Source organism: Mycobacterium sp. Aquia_213 (genome assembly GCF_026625985.1).
Taxonomy (GTDB): Bacteria; Actinomycetota; Actinomycetes; order Mycobacteriales; family Mycobacteriaceae; genus Mycobacterium.
Genome location: NZ_CP113116.1, coordinates 2156299 through 2171170 on the forward strand (window position 1 = coordinate 2156299; position 14872 = coordinate 2171170).

Annotated in this window: 15 protein-coding genes; 8 read left to right on the forward strand and 7 right to left on the reverse strand. The window is 64.8% G+C overall.

The genetic code is table 11. From position 1 onward, the window contains the following. Nucleotide 1: 1 nt before the first annotated feature. A complete protein-coding gene (locus tag LMQ14_RS10060) occupies nt 2-562 on the reverse strand; it encodes a hypothetical protein (RefSeq protein ID WP_267735436.1) in 561 nt (186 codons plus the stop codon). Nucleotides 563-751: 189 nt separating this feature from the next. Between LMQ14_RS10060 and LMQ14_RS10065 the strand changes: the two genes are divergently transcribed. From LMQ14_RS10065 to LMQ14_RS10075, 3 genes are all read left to right on the forward strand, one after another. Continuing rightward, on the forward strand, nt 752-1480 hold the full coding sequence (locus LMQ14_RS10065) for a 3'(2'),5'-bisphosphate nucleotidase CysQ (RefSeq protein WP_267734594.1): 729 nt from the start codon (nt 752-754) through the stop codon (nt 1478-1480). A gap of 161 nt (nt 1481-1641) precedes the next feature. Continuing rightward, nucleotides 1642-2550, forward strand: coding sequence for a metal-dependent hydrolase (locus LMQ14_RS10070; protein WP_267734595.1), 909 nt, complete (start codon nt 1642-1644; stop codon nt 2548-2550). Nucleotides 2551-2563: 13 nt separating this feature from the next. Beyond that, nucleotides 2564-3694 carry a hypothetical protein gene (locus tag LMQ14_RS10075; protein ID WP_267734596.1) on the forward strand — a complete coding sequence of 377 codons (1131 nt, stop codon included), beginning with the start codon at nt 2564-2566 and terminating at the stop codon, nt 3692-3694. Here LMQ14_RS10075 and LMQ14_RS10080 read toward each other — a convergent pair. Continuing rightward, nucleotides 3666-4910: a sulfotransferase family protein gene (locus tag LMQ14_RS10080; protein WP_267735437.1), complete on the reverse strand. Its 1245-nt coding sequence runs from the start codon at nt 4908-4910 to the stop codon at nt 3666-3668. The genes LMQ14_RS10075 and LMQ14_RS10080 overlap by 29 nt on opposite strands. 91 nt (nt 4911-5001) lie before the next feature. On the opposite strand from LMQ14_RS10080, the gene LMQ14_RS10085 reads away from it, so the two are divergent. Next, a complete protein-coding gene (locus tag LMQ14_RS10085; protein WP_267734597.1) occupies nt 5002-6150 on the forward strand; it encodes a DUF1214 domain-containing protein in 1149 nt (382 codons plus the stop codon). Here the strand turns inward: LMQ14_RS10085 and LMQ14_RS10090 are convergent. Continuing rightward, entirely contained in the window at nt 6147-6764 is a 618-nt protein-coding gene (locus LMQ14_RS10090) for a TetR/AcrR family transcriptional regulator (protein ID WP_267734598.1), read from the reverse strand. The two genes, LMQ14_RS10085 and LMQ14_RS10090, sit on opposite strands and share 4 nt — an antisense overlap. Before the next feature lie 91 nt (nt 6765-6855). Beyond that, on the reverse strand, nt 6856-7311 hold the full coding sequence (locus tag LMQ14_RS10095) for a hypothetical protein (protein ID WP_267734599.1): 456 nt from the start codon (nt 7309-7311) through the stop codon (nt 6856-6858). Nucleotides 7312-7456: 145 nt separating this feature from the next. On the opposite strand from LMQ14_RS10095, the gene LMQ14_RS10100 reads away from it, so the two are divergent. Continuing rightward, nucleotides 7457-8425: an amidohydrolase family protein gene (locus LMQ14_RS10100; RefSeq protein ID WP_420714672.1), complete on the forward strand. Its 969-nt coding sequence runs from the start codon at nt 7457-7459 to the stop codon at nt 8423-8425. A 5-nt stretch (nt 8426-8430) separates the two neighbouring features. Here LMQ14_RS10100 and LMQ14_RS10105 read toward each other — a convergent pair whose 3' ends face one another. Continuing rightward, nucleotides 8431-9336 carry a haloalkane dehalogenase gene (locus tag LMQ14_RS10105; RefSeq protein WP_267734601.1) on the reverse strand — a complete coding sequence of 302 codons (906 nt, stop codon included), beginning with the start codon at nt 9334-9336 and terminating at the stop codon, nt 8431-8433. A gap of 114 nt (nt 9337-9450) precedes the next feature. On the opposite strand from LMQ14_RS10105, the gene LMQ14_RS10110 reads away from it, so the two are divergent. After that, nucleotides 9451-10179: a DUF2652 domain-containing protein gene (locus tag LMQ14_RS10110; RefSeq protein WP_267734602.1), complete on the forward strand. Its 729-nt coding sequence runs from the start codon at nt 9451-9453 to the stop codon at nt 10177-10179. A gap of 23 nt (nt 10180-10202) precedes the next feature. Here the strand turns inward: LMQ14_RS10110 and LMQ14_RS10115 are convergent, their stop codons facing one another. Both LMQ14_RS10115 and LMQ14_RS10120 read right to left on the reverse strand, forming a co-directional pair. Beyond that, a complete protein-coding gene (locus tag LMQ14_RS10115; protein WP_420714673.1) occupies nt 10203-11345 on the reverse strand; it encodes a MalY/PatB family protein in 1143 nt (380 codons plus the stop codon). 83 nt (nt 11346-11428) lie between these two features. Continuing rightward, nucleotides 11429-12526 (reverse strand): dihydrodipicolinate reductase, encoded by a 1098-nt coding sequence (locus LMQ14_RS10120; RefSeq protein WP_267734604.1) that lies wholly within the window; start codon nt 12524-12526, stop codon nt 11429-11431. 279 nt (nt 12527-12805) lie between these two features. Between LMQ14_RS10120 and LMQ14_RS10125 the strand changes: the two genes are divergently transcribed. Then, nucleotides 12806-13783 carry an LLM class flavin-dependent oxidoreductase gene (locus LMQ14_RS10125; protein WP_267734605.1) on the forward strand — a complete coding sequence of 326 codons (978 nt, stop codon included), beginning with the start codon at nt 12806-12808 and terminating at the stop codon, nt 13781-13783. 12 nt (nt 13784-13795) lie between these two features. Further along, nucleotides 13796-14857, forward strand: coding sequence for a dihydrodipicolinate reductase (locus LMQ14_RS10130; protein WP_267734606.1), 1062 nt, complete (start codon nt 13796-13798; stop codon nt 14855-14857). Nucleotides 14858-14872: the final 15 nt, after the last annotated feature.

Consider the following 14872-nt stretch of genomic DNA (forward strand, 5'->3'; position numbering starts at 1 on the left):
CTCAGTTGCAGAACGTGTAGCCGATGAATTCGGTTTCGCGGGTGTTGCTCGGCGAGTAGTTGACGTAGTGCACCGCCGGCATCCCGTTGTACTGAGTGTCGATTTGTTGCGCGTTGGGCGGCGGGACCCCTTTGGGGAACGCCAGGATCATGTCGCTGAAGATCTTGAGGCCGAGCACGCAGATGGCATCCGAGCGCGGCTTCTGCGCATTCCACGCATGCACAACAACCGGTTCCGTCAGCTGGGTGCCGGTGGCGCAATTCGGATCGCACAACTTGAAAACGGCGGTGCCGGTCCCATCGGCGCCCTGTGGTCCCCACGAGCTCCATGACATGTCTTGCAGCGCAACGGCAACGCTCGCGCATCCCAGAACATTGAGCTTCTTCGGACGGGCGCTGGGCTGGACCGCCTGGTTGTAGCACCCCGGAATGGCGTAGCTGTCCGGCGGCGGCGGTGGTTGGCTGGTGGACTGTGCCGCCGTGCTGTCCTGGCCATGCGTCAGTTTCACTCCGGCGAAGGTCAGCACACCCACCAGTAGAAGGGCTACGACGATGCCGATCACCGTTAGCCGCCCCCGCGGAATGTGCCGCAACCCGCCCGATGGGGAGACGTTGCCGCTCACGTTCTCCAGGTTAAGGCAGATCTCGATGCCGGGGTGCCGGCTGCACCAAGCATCGTGGCACAGTAAATTTGGTCAACGCTACCAACATAGGGAAGTATCGAGGCTCTCGCGACGTGTTAGGAGTAACCGATGAACGACCACGCACTGGCCGCGCGCTTGGCCACCGAGGCGGGGCAGCTGCTGCTCGGGGTGCGGGAGGAATTCGCCGACGCCGACGGGAGCGAGCGGAAAGCCGCGGGGGACAAGCGATCCCACGATTTCCTGATGCAAGCGCTGGGCGCCGAGCGGCCCCAGGATGCGGTGCTTTCCGAGGAGGGCGCCGACGACCCGGTGCGGTTGCGCTCGGAGCGGGTGTGGATCGTCGACCCGCTGGACGGCACCCGGGAATTCTCCGAGCTCGGACGCGACGACTGGGCGGTGCACGTCGCGCTGTGGCAGGCCGGTGACCTGGTCGCCGGCGCCGTAGCGCTGCCGGCCCAGGGCGTCACGCTGGCAACCCCCGACGTCGCGGCGCCGCCCGCCGCGCCGGCCAAGCCGCGCATCGTCGTATCGCGCACCCGGCCACCGGCTATCGCGTTGGCGGTTCGCGACGCGTTGGACGGCACGCTGGTGGAAATGGGTTCTGCCGGAGCCAAAGTCGCGTCAATCGTGCAGGGCTTGTCGGATGTCTACGTCCATGCCGGCGGGCAATTTGAATGGGACTCGGCCGCCCCCGTGGCGGTAGCCCGTGCGGCCGGTTTGCACACCTCGCGCATCGACGGGTCGGCACTGCTATACAACCAGGCCGATCCGAAGTTGCCCGACGTGGTGGTGTGCCGCCCCGAGCTTGCGGCAGCGGTGCTGGCCGTCACGGGCTAACGCACGCGCGGTCCCGCCGAACTGATTAAACGCCAGGTGATCTCCGCCTGGTGGCTGATGATTGCGCCTCGTGAGGCCTTGACTCATCCTCACGAGGCCGCAACAATCAGATCTTACAGTGGATGTAACTCTGTATAATCAAGTTCCGCGGGAATGGACCAGTGACTGATCTCGAGGTACGACGGCCCAAGTTCGACTTCAGCGACGACGTGCCATGGGTTTGGCATCCCGAGAACCCCGCCTTTTCCTTCTTCATGAACGCCACATCGATCATCGCCATCTGTTTCGAGCAGATGATCGTGGCCGCGGTGCAGGAAGCCAAACCGCAGATGACCGACGCCGATGTGGCGGCAGAGGCGACCGCGTTCCTGCGTCAGGAGGCGCAGCACTCCAGCTCGCACCGCAAGCATGTCAACGCACTGATCAAGCGGTATCCGGGTCTGCAGCAGACCTTGGACGATGCGATAGCGTGCTTCGACATCCTCACCGCGACGAGATCACTGAAATTCCGGTTGGCCTACATCGCCGATCTGGAGGCCACCTTCACGCCCTCGTTCAAGCTGATGCTCGACAACGAGGCGACGCTGTTTCGTCCGGGAGACGATCGGGTGGCGTCACTTTTCTTGTGGCACTTCGTCGAAGAGGTCGAGCACCGCAGCTCGGCACTGCTGATCTATGACGCAGTGGTCGGCGACAACTGGTATCGCATCCGCGCTCTGCCCGGAGTGGTCAAGCATCTGCTGCAGGTCATGTCGGTCATCGCCGACGGTGTCAACGCGCACGTGCCGTCGAGCGATCGCAAGGTCGATGCGCGCACGCTGCTACCCGCCTATGGGGCATGGGAGAATCTCAAAAGCAAGCTGCCGTCGGGCGCGGGTGGCCCAGCGCTGCCATCGGCCTTCGCCACTGTGCCGCGCAAGCAGATACTCGTCGCGGCCGGGCGGGTGCTGTTGAGTCAAACCCCTTATCACAAACCGGAACACGAGCCGCTGCCGCAATTCGCCGATCAGTGGTTCGAGCGCTGGAAGCGCGGCGAGGACGTCGCCCGCTGGTACACCGCGGTCGGCTAGGGAGGGTCAGGCGATGTCTCAGTGCAATGCGCGATTCAACGAGATCGCGGCCACGCTAGGCCATTTCACGTGTACGGACGCGCCCGCGGTCGTCCACATCCGCAACCCGTTCGCGTTGTCCAGTCCGACGATGCCCGTGCTGGAACTGATGATGGTCGGTGGTGCGGTGCTCGCCCTGTGGTGGGCGATACGACGGCTGCGGCGTGACAACGACCCGACCAACCTGGTCCTGTGGTTCGGATCCATCGTCTATCTGCTGGTCACCGAGATTCCGCTGTACTTCCCCAACCTGTTTATGGTCCAGGATCAGATTGGCGTGGTGTTCGATCACAACGTGTTCACCGTTCAGTTCATGTATGAACGCCTACCGCTCTACATCGTCGCGCTGTATCCCGCCCTCACGACGCTGGCATTCGAAATCGTCCGCACCCTAGGGGTTTTCCGCGGCCGTGGCATTCTGGCCGGTTCGGTGTGCGTCGGCCTGGTGCATCAGTGCTGCTACGAAGTCTTCGATCAGTTGGGTCCACAGCTGCGGTGGTGGGCCTGGAACACCGAGAACCCCCTCAACCATCCGATGTTGGCCTCGGTGCCGATGACGAGCGTCTATATCTTCGCCACCCTCGGCCCGGCCGTGCTCACCCTGCTGGTGATGCTGCTTGTCGGCCGCAAGGTCGCAAACGGCATACCTCTGAGCGCGACAAGCCTGGTGTGGCGCACCGTCACCACGGGTGCGCTCGTCACGGTGGGAGTCGCGATCCTGAGCATCCCATCCTCGATTTTCGGTGGCAGCCAGCCGAACACGACCGCCCAGGCCATTGTCTTCGTTGTCGAGCTCGCGGCCTTCGCTGCGTTCGCGATTCCGGCCTTGATCGGGGCGCGCCGGCGCGGCGAAGCCGACGAGAAGCCAAACCAGTTCGTGCGGATATTCGGGCCGACCTATCTGGCTGTGCTTGGAATCCTTTGGCTCACAGCCCTTCCCGGCTACTTCGCCGCGAAGGGCGGCATTACCGACGACGGCACTCCGACCGGAAATCTGTACTACGCCGCGCTGTGCTTCGCGCTGGCTGTGCTGTGGGTCGCCCTCGCCGGCACCGCGACGGTGTCACGCGACGCGGCTACGCCGAGCTCGCGCCAGCCGGCTTGACGAACCGCTCGACATACGGCGCGAACCGCCGACGCAGATCGTCCTTGTCGAGTCCCAAGTCCTCGGGGTGGTACTCGACGCGGCCCAACCGGCCGCGCTCATGGCCGGCCATGTACTGCGCCACGGCCTTTCTCGAATCCTCGGACGGTGAGTAGCCGGCCGTATCCCAGACGCGCTGCGCCATCGCCAGGTCGTCGGCCATGAACTCGTCGAAGCGGACATCGATGGTGCGGTCGACCGGCAGCCGGTCATGGTCGCGCATGCACGCGCTGAGTAGCTCGTCGATCCGGGTGATCCAGTATTCAGCCACCGTGTTCACGTCGACCTCGTCCACGCTCATCCGCATGGTGTAAGTCATCATCGTGGCCATCGACACCGCGACGTCGACGGGGTCGCGGTGGGTGACGATGAACGTTGCGTCGGGAAATACGTTGAGGATTGGGATGAACTGCTCGAGATGCTGCGGCGACTTCAGCACCCAACGGCGCTGGTATCCGTCTTGATGTTGCAGCACCTGCAGCATCATTCGCAGAAACTGGTAGCCGGGGGTCTGATCGTGGTCGCTCAGATAGTCGGACCAGCGCGGTAGATGGGTGAGCGTGGTGAAGAAGCCGCTGGAAAAATCCTGGACCATCAGCCCGATGTCTTCGTGGATGTGATCGACCGTCATCTCGTGCATCAGCGTGAAGTACGGCATCAGCGTGTTGGAGATGTTGAGGGCGTCGCCGGTGCGCTGGCGGCGCGGCTCGACGGTGCCTTCCTCGCCGGGCCCGGGCAGTGGTTCCTGGGCTTCCCAGTACGGAAGTGACCGCAGCGCAGGGTCGGCCGCCAACAAACTGTGCAGATGCGTGGTCCCGGTGCGCGGCAGCCCGGCGATCACCAAGGGCGCCTCAATGCCGACGTCGAAGATCTCGGGGTGTCGCTTGAGGTGGTCGATGACCCGCAGCCTGCCCTTGAGGAAGGTGAGCATCAGCGAGAACGCATAGGTACGACCGAACGAGGTCAGCCGCGGCAACTCGTGGAACGCCTCGAGCAGTACCGCCATCCGTTCGCGATAGTCCTGCTCGCCGAAGTCGGTCAAACCGGTCTGCGCAGTGGCCTGTTCGTGCAGGGCGTCGGCAGTCAGGGGACAGTAGTCTGCCATCGCGGCCATGCCGTCGATGATCGCCTGGGCTTCGGGTGAAAATGTCGGCTTGGCGAGATCGGTGATGTGGATGGAGTCGCTCACATCCGGACCATACCTACGCCGTTACACATTTTACAAGAGACGTTGTGCTGTATTTTGATGCGCGCTTATGATGCTGCACATGGCCAATCCCCAAAGCTCAGATGCCTGGCGCGAACTGCTCACCGCCTTCGCGGATTTCGAGAATCTGTTCCTCGAAGGTCCCAAGGCGGTGCGCGGAGAGGTGGCCGTGGCCGAGGGCTATGAGTTCCTCGCCACGATGCTGGGTTTGTCGTTGGACGTGACGTTGTTCGCGGACCCGGTGGCACCCCGATTCCACGATGTGCTGACGCCGTTTCGCCGTGACCGTCGCTGGGGCGGGGACAACACCGACGCGTATTACAGCTACGTCGTGATCGACCCGCGGCGTACCTACCGCGTCAGCGGAACACCGAACGAGAGCGTGATGTACTCGGTCGCCGTGTACAACGAACCCGAACCCGGGGCCTGGCCCAATCGCACCATCGGCGTGCTCTACGACGAGGACATGCCACTCGACGAGGATGGGCGCTTCTCCTGCGTCTTGGGCCCCGAACGGCCGCGCGACTACGACGGGCCCTTTATCGCTCTCGACGAGGACGCGCATGGGGTGCTCACCCGGGATTACCACGAAGACCCCGCACACAGCCGACGCGTGGACTGGTCGATCGACGTCATCTACCACGGCGAGTTGCCCGTGCAGCCGCTGAAAACCGATGCGGGAGTGGCTCAGTCGTTGCGCGCGGCGCTGCGCTACACCCAGGACATGCTCGCGATCGTGCCGCTGGTGCTACAGGAGCGCAAGCTGACCGAACTCGCCGACGGGCAAAACCTCTCGCACAACGTTTTCTCCCCGCCCTACCGGGCCGGCGCCGCCACGCACGGCTACTCGATGCAAAACGCTGTCTACAGCTTGGGCGCATACGCCCTCGAGCCCGGCGAGGCGTTGGTGATCAGATCGCACCACCCGAAGTGCCGGTTCTGGAATCTGACGCTGTGGAACCAGTACATGGCAGCACCCGACCTCGAATATGGCCGTGGCGGTATCAATTCCGGCACCGCAGTCCCCAATAGGGACGGCAGCATCACCATAGTGATCAGCCGCGAGGAGCTCGACCACCCCAACGCCATCTCGACCAAGGATCACCCGGAAGGGTTGATGTCGTTCCGCTGGTTCCACGCCGACGATTTGCCCGAACAGCCGGCCACGGAGGTCGTCCCGGTCGGCGAGGCACCGCGCGTGCTGTCTTAGCGCTTCTTGCGGGCCGGGGGAGTCTTCACCACCGGCCCGATCCAATGCCGCAGCACGGTTCGCAACTCCGCTGCCGACCGTTGCGGGTCCGGCGGAACCAGGACCATCGACTGGATGATGCGGAGCAGGTACTCGACGAGATCGTCGAAATCCTTGCCGCGATAACCCAATGTGGCCCAGTCGATTTCGGTGCGCTCCAGGATCACACGCGATCGCCGGATGGATTCGCCTAAGACCATCTGCCGGCTCATCAGGCGGCTTTGATCGGTTTCCAGCAACATCATCAGCACTGGCTCTTTGGGCAATTGCTCGACGAGGTAGGCGACCGCCTCGACAAGTAGCTCGACCGGGTCACCATTGCCCGCGGTCAGATCGGCGATCCGGGCGGTCCAGCCTCCGAGGGCGACGTCGCTTGCCGCCGTCACCAGCTCGTCGAGGGAGGCGAAGTAGCGGTAGACGGTGGGACGGGTGACGCCGAGGTCGCCCGCGATCACGGACATGCTGGTGTGTTGCGGTCCCCGCCGCTCGATGCTGCGCAGCGCCGCATCGATGATGCGCTTGCGCGCTTCCTCATCGTCAGCGGGTGGTGCTCCGCCCCAACCTTTTCGACCCATAGCGGACGGTCCTAATGCAGTCCGGCACGGGGATAGCCGATCATACAGCGAGTCTAATGCTGTCAAATGAATCTGGCCAACTGCGGCGGTGCTATAGGTCGCGGTTTCGCCTACGGCGGCGAAGGCCCTTCGCCTCTTCGGTCCACTCCTTTTCGATCCGTCCGATCTCCAGCGAAAGCTGCATCAAAGTCGGATTGTCGCAGTGGACTTCGTGAGCGTTACGAAACTTGGCAGCTTCGCCGGTGGCGGCCAGGTGTGGCCGCAAACCTTCGAACCACTCGTCGCCGACGACGTTGGGCGGGTCATCGACACGAGGTCCGCAGGACCACTGCCGGTAGGCATCCCGCGCCTGGGCCAGGCCGGCTCGCCAGCACTGCAACGCCTCGCAGCGATGTGAATGTATTTGGCTCCTCATCTGATGTTTGTTGGTGCCATTTACCACGACCCCGGGGAGGAGGGTATCGGTGGCCGACTTTGCCATGCCCGCGATACCCATGGCCGATGCACCCACGACCGTGCCCATCAGGCCCATCGTCATCATGTCCATGCGCTGATCGTCGCACCCGAGGGCGGTGGTGACCAGGGAATGTCCCAATCGGTCGGCCTCAGCGTTAGCATCTGGTGTGACGCCGCTCCGAATCGACACCCACCACCACGCCATCCCCTCCTGCTATCGAGACGTGTTGCGGAAAATGGGCATTGACGAAGCCGGTGGTCGGGCTGTCCCCGAATGGAGTCCGCAGGCGTCATTGGAGACGATGGCCCAACTCAATGTTGCGACAGCGATCCTGTCCGTCTCCACGCCGGGGACCACGATGCTGTCAAGCCCCGCCGACGCCGCCGCGCTGGCCCGTGACCTCAACGACTACCTCGCCGATCTGGTTGCGGCAGAACGCGATCGGTTCGGATTCTTCGCGACCATCCCAATGCCCCACCTCGGGCAGTCCGTCGACGAGGTCGTCAGGTCCCTCGACGAACTACACGCGGATGGGGTTGTGCTGCTGGGCAATAACGCGGGGACCTACCTTGGCCAAGGCGGCCAGGACGATCTCTTCGCCGCACTGGATGCGCGTTCGGCGGTGGTCTTCATCCACCCCGGCGAATTGCCGGGCCCCGCTGTGGAAGGCGTTCCGCCGTTCGCTGCCGACTTCCTGCTCGATACGACCCGCGCGGCGTTTCTGCTGGTCCGCAATGAGATACGCCGCAAGTACCCCAACATTAAGTTCATCCTGAGCCATGCGGGCGGATTCGTGCCCTACGCCTCGCACCGAATGGCCGTCGCGATCATGGGCGACACCGGACGCGGCCTGACCGACATCCTGGATGACTTCGCCGGCTTCTACTTCGACACCGCGTTGTCCTCGACCGCCGCGGCGCTGCCGAGCCTGCTCGCATTCGCCAAGCCCGGACATGTGACCTTCGGTTCCGACTGGCCATTCGCCCCGCTGGTCGCCGGAAAATTGTTCGCCGCCGGCCTGGAAACCTACCCCGGCCTCGGCGCCGACGAACGTGGGGCGATCGAGCGCACCAATGCGCTCCGGTTGTTCCCCCGGCTCGGCACAGCGGCGCCGCCGGCCGCCGACTCGGCGGTCGATCAGGTCCGCCACGCGGTCAGCAGAGCCGTGATGCGCGGTGTCGCGCGACTAGCCAACGCCCGGTGACGGGCTCATAGCAGGGGCTTCTGCCAGGCGAGGACGCGTTCGGCCAGCTCCGGTCCGCTGTCTTCCTGGATGAAGTGACTGGCCCTGATGCGCGCGTGCGGCTGGCCCGCCGCACCGGGGACGTGCTTGATCAGCGGACGGTCGGCCTGACCCAGGATCGGGTCACGAGCTCCGAAGACGGCGAGGAAGGGTTTCTCCCATCGGCCCAGGGCGTCCCAGGCCGCTCGATTGGCCGGAACGGCCGGGTTGTCGGGGGAAGTAGGCACCAACTGCGGAAATGCCCGGGCCCCGGCCTGATACGTCTTGTCCGGAAAGGGGGCGTCATAGCCGGCCCGCACCTTCGGCGGAACCCTGCGGACGGTGCCGGCGGACACGATGCGCCCGGCGGGCAGCACGGGGGAGTAGCGGGCAAAGGCACGCCAGGCCAAGAACCCCGGGGAGGGTCGCCGTTGGGCAGCGGGCAGAAAGCCGTTTGCCACCACCACGCGCGCGATGCGTTCGCCTTGCTCGGCGGCGATGCGCAGTCCGATCAGCGATCCCCAGTCCTGGACGAACAGCGTCACTTCCTTCAGCCGGAGGCGCTCGAACCACGCCGTCACCCACTCGACGTGCCGCAAGTAGGTGTAATCCTCGACCCGGCTGGGCTTGTCGGAGCGGCCAAAGCCGATCAGGTCGGGCGCGAGCACCCGGTTTCCGGCGTCCACCAGCGGCGGAATCATCGTGCGGTACAGGTAGCTCCAGGTGGGCTCGCCGTGCAGCAGCACGATCGGCGGACCATCCGATGGTCCCTCATCCAGAAAGTGCATGCGCACCGGCGGAGAGTCGCTTGCCGCCACGTCGATGTAGTTCGCTACGAACGGATAGCCTTCCAAGTTTTCGAATCGGGAGTCCGGGGTTCGCAGCACATCCATATTCAGCTCCTCCGGTGAACGGGCACCCCTGCAAGCCTCTCTCCGCGACGTCACTTCGTCTAGTCCGAAATTTCATTGGGGAACAAGCCGGCAGGCCACTAAAATAGCGAAATCATGGCCATCCGTCGCGCCGTTCTGCTGATTGCCGATATCGGCGGCTACACGCAGTACATGAATTGGAACCGGATGCACCTCGCGCACGCCCAGCAGACGGTCGCGCAACTGCTCGAATCGGTCATCGACGCAGGCAAAGGCCTGAAGTTGGCGAAGTTGGAGGGCGACGCCGCATTCTTCTGGGCGCCGGACGGTAACGCCAATGTGCTGGTGCCCGATCGGCTCTGGCGCATGCACCAATCGTTCCTTGCCCGGCGGCAGCGGATCAAAGTCGACATCGCCTGCGAGTGTGCGAGCTGCGACCAGCTCGACAGCCTGTCGCTGAAGTTCGTCGCGCACGAAGGCGAGGTCGCTGAGCAAAAGGTCAAACGCCACGTCGAACTGGCCGGCGTCGACGTCATCCTCGTGCACCGGATGCTGAAAAACCAGGTACCAGTGCCGGAATACGTGCTGATGACCGATGCGGTGGCCGCGCGCCTCGATGAGTCGATACGTGGGCTTTCGATGCCGCTCACGCACGATTTCGAGGGCATCGGCGAAACGTCGACGTATTACATCGACCTCGCCACGGCGGAGGCGCCACCGGCGCCGCCACGACGCGGCTTCTTTGGCCGGCTGGGGCAGACGGCGAAGTTCGAGTTGGATTCGGTGCCGTTCCTGCTGGGTCTGAAGAAACCCGCCGAGGGCTTCCGCAACCTGGGCCGCGGCGCCGAGGAAATCCCCGCCTAGCGGAAACGCTTTGTTGCACAGCGTTACTCGGTTTTGGCGAGCGCACGACCCATGCGCGATACGGCCTCGGTGAGGATCGTTTGCGAGGTAGCGAAATTCAGCCGGACATGCCCCGCTCCGCCGGTGCCGAAGACGTGGCCGGAGCTGAGCGCGACGCGGGCGTGGTCGAGAAACCAGCGAGCCGGCCCGGACATATCGGCCACCACCGCGAGGCCGTCGGCGGCATCTTCGGTGAAACCGAGCCGCCGACAATCGAGCCAGGCGAGGTAGGTGCCCTGTGTCCCTTGATATTTCACCTGCGGAAGGTGTTCAGCGACGAGGTTGTTCAGTAACGTTCGATTGGCGTCCAGGCCCCCCAGCAGCGCGTCGAGCCAGTCGCCGCCGGTGCGGAACGCTTCGGCGTGCGCGATGATGCCCAGGTGACTCGGCCCGTGGCTGACCTCTTCCGGCATCCGCTGCAGATCCGCGGCCGCTTCGGGCCCGGCAATGGCCAGGGCCGCCTTGAGTCCGGAAAGGTTCCACGCCTTGGATGCGGAGGTCAGGGCGAACGCATCCTCGGCGCCGGGGACGCTCAGGTACGGCGTGAATCGCGATCCGGACAAGACCACCGGTGCGTGAATCTCGTCTGCGACCACCCGCACCCGCAACCGCCGCGCGCATTCGGCCACGGCGCACAATTCTTCGACGGTGTGCACCGTCGAAGTTGGATTGTGCGGATTGCACAGCAAGTACGCGACCTTTCGGCCCGACGCCCGCGCGCGCGTGAACGCTTCCTCCAACGCGTCCAACGCAATTCGTCCGTCGGCATCGAGTGGCGCCTCGATCACCCGTCGGCCCGAGTGTGCCACGAAAGCGTAGAACGGTGCGTACACCGGAGGATTCACGACGACCGCATCGCCCGGGTCGGTGATAAGCCGCAACGTCTCAACGATTCCGAGCATGACGTCCGGAACGATCGTCGTGCGGCTGACCTCGACGTCGTGCCATTCCCAACGCCGCGAAGCGAATTCGCCGACGGCCTCGGCGAGCGCGGTGCCCGACGGATAGCCGGTATCGCCGTTGTCGATCGCCGTGCGCAGCGCATCGGCGACGGTGGGTGCCAGGTTGACATCCATCTCGGCAACCCACAACGGCAAGACATCGGCGGGATACGCGCGCCACTTCATGCTGGTGCGCAGCCGCAGTTGCTCCAGCGTGAGTTCGTCGAGTGGATTAAGCGTCACTCCCGCAGACTAAGCCGCTTGCGGACTTAGCCGGTCACAAATGCGCCCTTGGGGATCGTCAACGGCAAGTCGACCGAACTCAGCAGTCCGGGCTCGGCGGCGACGACATAGGGCACGGCATTGACGACGCGCATCGCGGTGGCGACCATCGCGCCCGCCCCGGACGTCATACTTCCGACCCCGGCCTTGCGCGGGTCCTTCAGCGTTGCTGCCAAGCTGCAGTCGATATCGGGGTCGCCAAAAATTTGAACGCGGTAGGACAGATCGCCGATCCCGGTTGGCCATTCGGGCGCGACGTCATGGGCGAGCCGGGTGATGTGCTCGATGACAATGGCTTCGCGGCCGTCGACCACGCCCGTCGCCCGCATGCGCAGCGCCCCGGCCGTGCCGGCCTCGACGGTGCCCATCGCGACCTCGAGCGTCCGGTTGGTGACCGCGCGGTCGAAATGCTCACGGACCTCTTGGACTTCGACCCCGAGTGCGTCCCCGATCAATCGGATCTGCCCTGACCATTCGCCGGCGATGGCGCCGGCAAAGCCGATCCAGGGCTGGTAGTCGAGCGGCCGGCCGAAGCCCAGCGCGTCGCTCATGATGTCGGGAACGCCGTAGTCGTCGTAGAGGCCGATCTCCCACGAGTGGATTTTCTCGATGGACGCCGACTGGGTGCTCAGCACCAGCGGCAGGTAGTCCGCCGCAAAGCCCGGCTCGATCCCCGACGCGTAGAGCGACACCTGGCCTTGCTTGGCGGCGGCGACCAGTTGGTCGCGCCACTCTGCGGGTTCGTAGGCATGCGGGTTGACCAGCCTCGTGGTGCTGGTCGTGACGACGTTGATCCCGGCTTCGAGCAGCCTGACGTAGTCCGGGATGGCCAGGGCGTCGCGTTCCGGGCCGCTGGCCGCGTAGATCACGCAGTCGGGTTTCAGGGCGATTAGTGCGTCGGCGTCGTTGGTGGCCTTCAGGCCGATCGGCTCACCGTTGGCGAGTTCGCCGGCATCCTTGCCGTCCTTCTCGGGGGAGTGCACCCACACGCCGACCAGATCCAGATTGGGGCGCTGCTGGATGGCGCGGATGGCGATCGAGCCGATGCCGCCCGTCGCCCACACCACTACCCGCTGAGCCGTCATATTGTTCCTCCTCAGTTGCGTGCGCGATGAAAGCTGAGGCGGCCGTTGCCCTTACGCCGACAGTTACCCAACGTTCGATTCGCAAGCTACAGCCGCGAGCCCACACGGTCAAGGGTTTAAGAGAGCAAGTACTATCCTAAAGAACAAATCTTAGGTTAATCTGCGGGATGTGAGGGTCGACCGGCTTTTTGCCCGCCTCCGAGCGACAACTCGAGAAAGGGTTGTCGCTCAGAGGCGGGCACTTCGTCACATCCCCGGAACAGCTGCTGGCGGTCGCTGATGTTCACCCTGCGGTTCGACATGCGCGCTCCGGCGTGGGCCGGGCCGGCCGCCGATCTGTACGCGGCGGCCATCGACATGTGTGCGTGGGCAGAGACCCGCGGCGGCGTGCTGGCCGTACTGTCCGAACACCACGGTGCCGACGACGGCCACCTGCCGGTACCGCTCACGTTGGCCTCGGCGATCGCGGCCAGGACCACCAGTCTGGCGATGCTGCTGGCCGCCGTGCCGATTCCGCTGTGGGATCCGGTCCGGCTCGCCGAGGAGATGAGCGTGCTGGACCTGATCAGTCGCGGACGGGTGTCCTACGCGTTCGGCGTCGGACACCGAGGTGAGGAGTACGACCACTTCGGGATCGACATGAGCACCCGCGGTCGGGTCGCTGACGAGATGCTGGCCGTGCTGGGCCCGCTGGTACGGGGCGAATCCGTGGAATACCGGGGCCGCAAGGTCCGCGTTACCCCGCCGTGTACGTCGCCCAACGGGCCAATGATGCTGATCGCCGGTGGCAGCAAAGCGGCCGCCCGACGAGCGGGCGCCCACGGACTAGGTTTCATCTCCCAGACCGCGTCGCCCGGGCTGAAGGAGTACTACGAGGCACAGTGCCGTGCGCACGGACACGAACCCGGAATTATTCAATTCCCCCAACCAGGTTCTCCGACAGCAGTTTTCGTGGCTGACGACGTCGATGCGGCATGGGGTGAGCTGGGACCGCACCTGTTGCATGACGCGCAGACAGCGGCGTCCTACCGGCCGCACGACGACTCGGTAGCCAGCATCACCCGAGCCGACAGCGTGGCGGCACTGCGAGAAGACAACGGCCCGTACCGCATCTTCACGTCCGATCAGGCGGCCGACTACGTGCGCGAAGGGCAACTGCTGCCGCTGGCTCCGCTGTGCGGCGGCGTCGCACCGGAGGTGGCGTGGCCGTATCTCGAGCGTGCCGCGGCCGCCGCCAGTCGAGCCCACGACAAGTAAGGAGAACTGCTGATGCGTGTTGTCGTGTGGTCCACCGGGGGAGTCGGCTCGATCGCCATCGACGCGATTCGCCGCCGGCCGGATCTGGAACTTGTTGGTGTCTGGGTATATTCGCCCGACAAGGTCGGCAAGGACGCTGGCGAGTTGGCGGGCGGTGAACCGCTGGGACTGTTGGCCACCAATGATGCCGACGCGCTGATCGCGCTGGCGCCCGACTGCGTGGTGTATGCGGCCAGTGGCCCCGACCGCGATGGCGCGGCCGTGCCCGACTACGTGCGTCTGTTGGCGGCGGGCATCAACGTGGTGTCGACGTCGTCGACGAGCCTGGTGTACCCGCCGTCCTATTTTGCGCCCAACTGGCGCGACGACCTGGACGCGGCGGCCAAAGCCGGCCAGGCGTCGTTCTACGGGTCGGGCATATTTCCCGGCTTTGCTTCGGATCAGCTCGCGTTGCTGATGACGACCCAGTCCAAGAGCATCCGCCGGATCACAGCCAGCGAGGTCGCCCTCAACGACCACTATCCGGTGGCCGACGTGATGATGGACGGGATGGGCTTTGGCCGGCCGCTGGATTTCGAGCCGATGCTGAAGACGCCCGGGTTCATCGAAATGGCTTGGAAAGCACCGATTTACCTGATGGCAGAGGGCCTCGGTGTCGAGGTGGAAGAAATACGCGGTTCGCTCGATCGTGAGCTGACCGACCGCGACATCGAGGTCGCGTTCGGGACAATCAAGGCCGGTACCTGCGGTGCGGTGCGGACCCGGGCAGCAGGGGTCGTCAACGGTGCGGAAGCCATCGTGATCGAGCACGTCATCCGGATGGCGCGCGATGTCGCACCGGCCTGGCCGACTTCGGAGTGTGACGCCACGTATCGGGTCGACATCGAAGGCGATCCCGATATCCACTGCGAGATGACGCTCGGGGCGGCGCAGGGCCACGCCGCGGGCCATGCCGCGATGGCGTCCACGGCAATGCGCGTCGTCAATGCGATCCCGTACGTCGTCGACGCGCCCCCGGGGCTGCTGAGCTCGCTGGACATCCCGACGACGCTGCCGCTTTACGCCTTCGACTGAACGTGTAACGTGCAT

Bases quoted from the DNA above. Each gene is read 5' to 3' on its own strand.
- LMQ14_RS10065 (WP_267734594.1), top strand. From the start codon at position 752: ATGAACGACCACGCACTGGCCGCGCGCTTGGCCACCGAGGCGGGGCAG.
- LMQ14_RS10075 (WP_267734596.1), top strand. From the start codon at position 2,564: ATGTCTCAGTGCAATGCGCGATTCAACGAGATCGCGGCCACGCTAGGC.
- LMQ14_RS10085 (WP_267734597.1), top strand. From the start codon at position 5,002: ATGGCCAATCCCCAAAGCTCAGATGCCTGGCGCGAACTGCTCACCGCC.
- LMQ14_RS10090 (WP_267734598.1), bottom strand. From the start codon at position 6,764: ATGGGTCGAAAAGGTTGGGGCGGAGCACCACCCGCTGACGATGAGGAA.
- LMQ14_RS10095 (WP_267734599.1), bottom strand. From the start codon at position 7,311: ATGGACATGATGACGATGGGCCTGATGGGCACGGTCGTGGGTGCATCG.
- LMQ14_RS10100 (WP_420714672.1), top strand. From the start codon at position 7,457: ATGGGCATTGACGAAGCCGGTGGTCGGGCTGTCCCCGAATGGAGTCCG.
- LMQ14_RS10105 (WP_267734601.1), bottom strand. From the start codon at position 9,336: ATGGATGTGCTGCGAACCCCGGACTCCCGATTCGAAAACTTGGAAGGC.
- LMQ14_RS10110 (WP_267734602.1), top strand. From the start codon at position 9,451: ATGGCCATCCGTCGCGCCGTTCTGCTGATTGCCGATATCGGCGGCTAC.
- LMQ14_RS10115 (WP_420714673.1), bottom strand. From the start codon at position 11,345: ATGAAGTGGCGCGCGTATCCCGCCGATGTCTTGCCGTTGTGGGTTGCC.
- LMQ14_RS10120 (WP_267734604.1), bottom strand. From the start codon at position 12,526: ATGACGGCTCAGCGGGTAGTGGTGTGGGCGACGGGCGGCATCGGCTCG.
- LMQ14_RS10125 (WP_267734605.1), top strand. From the start codon at position 12,806: ATGTTCACCCTGCGGTTCGACATGCGCGCTCCGGCGTGGGCCGGGCCG.
- LMQ14_RS10130 (WP_267734606.1), top strand. From the start codon at position 13,796: ATGCGTGTTGTCGTGTGGTCCACCGGGGGAGTCGGCTCGATCGCCATC.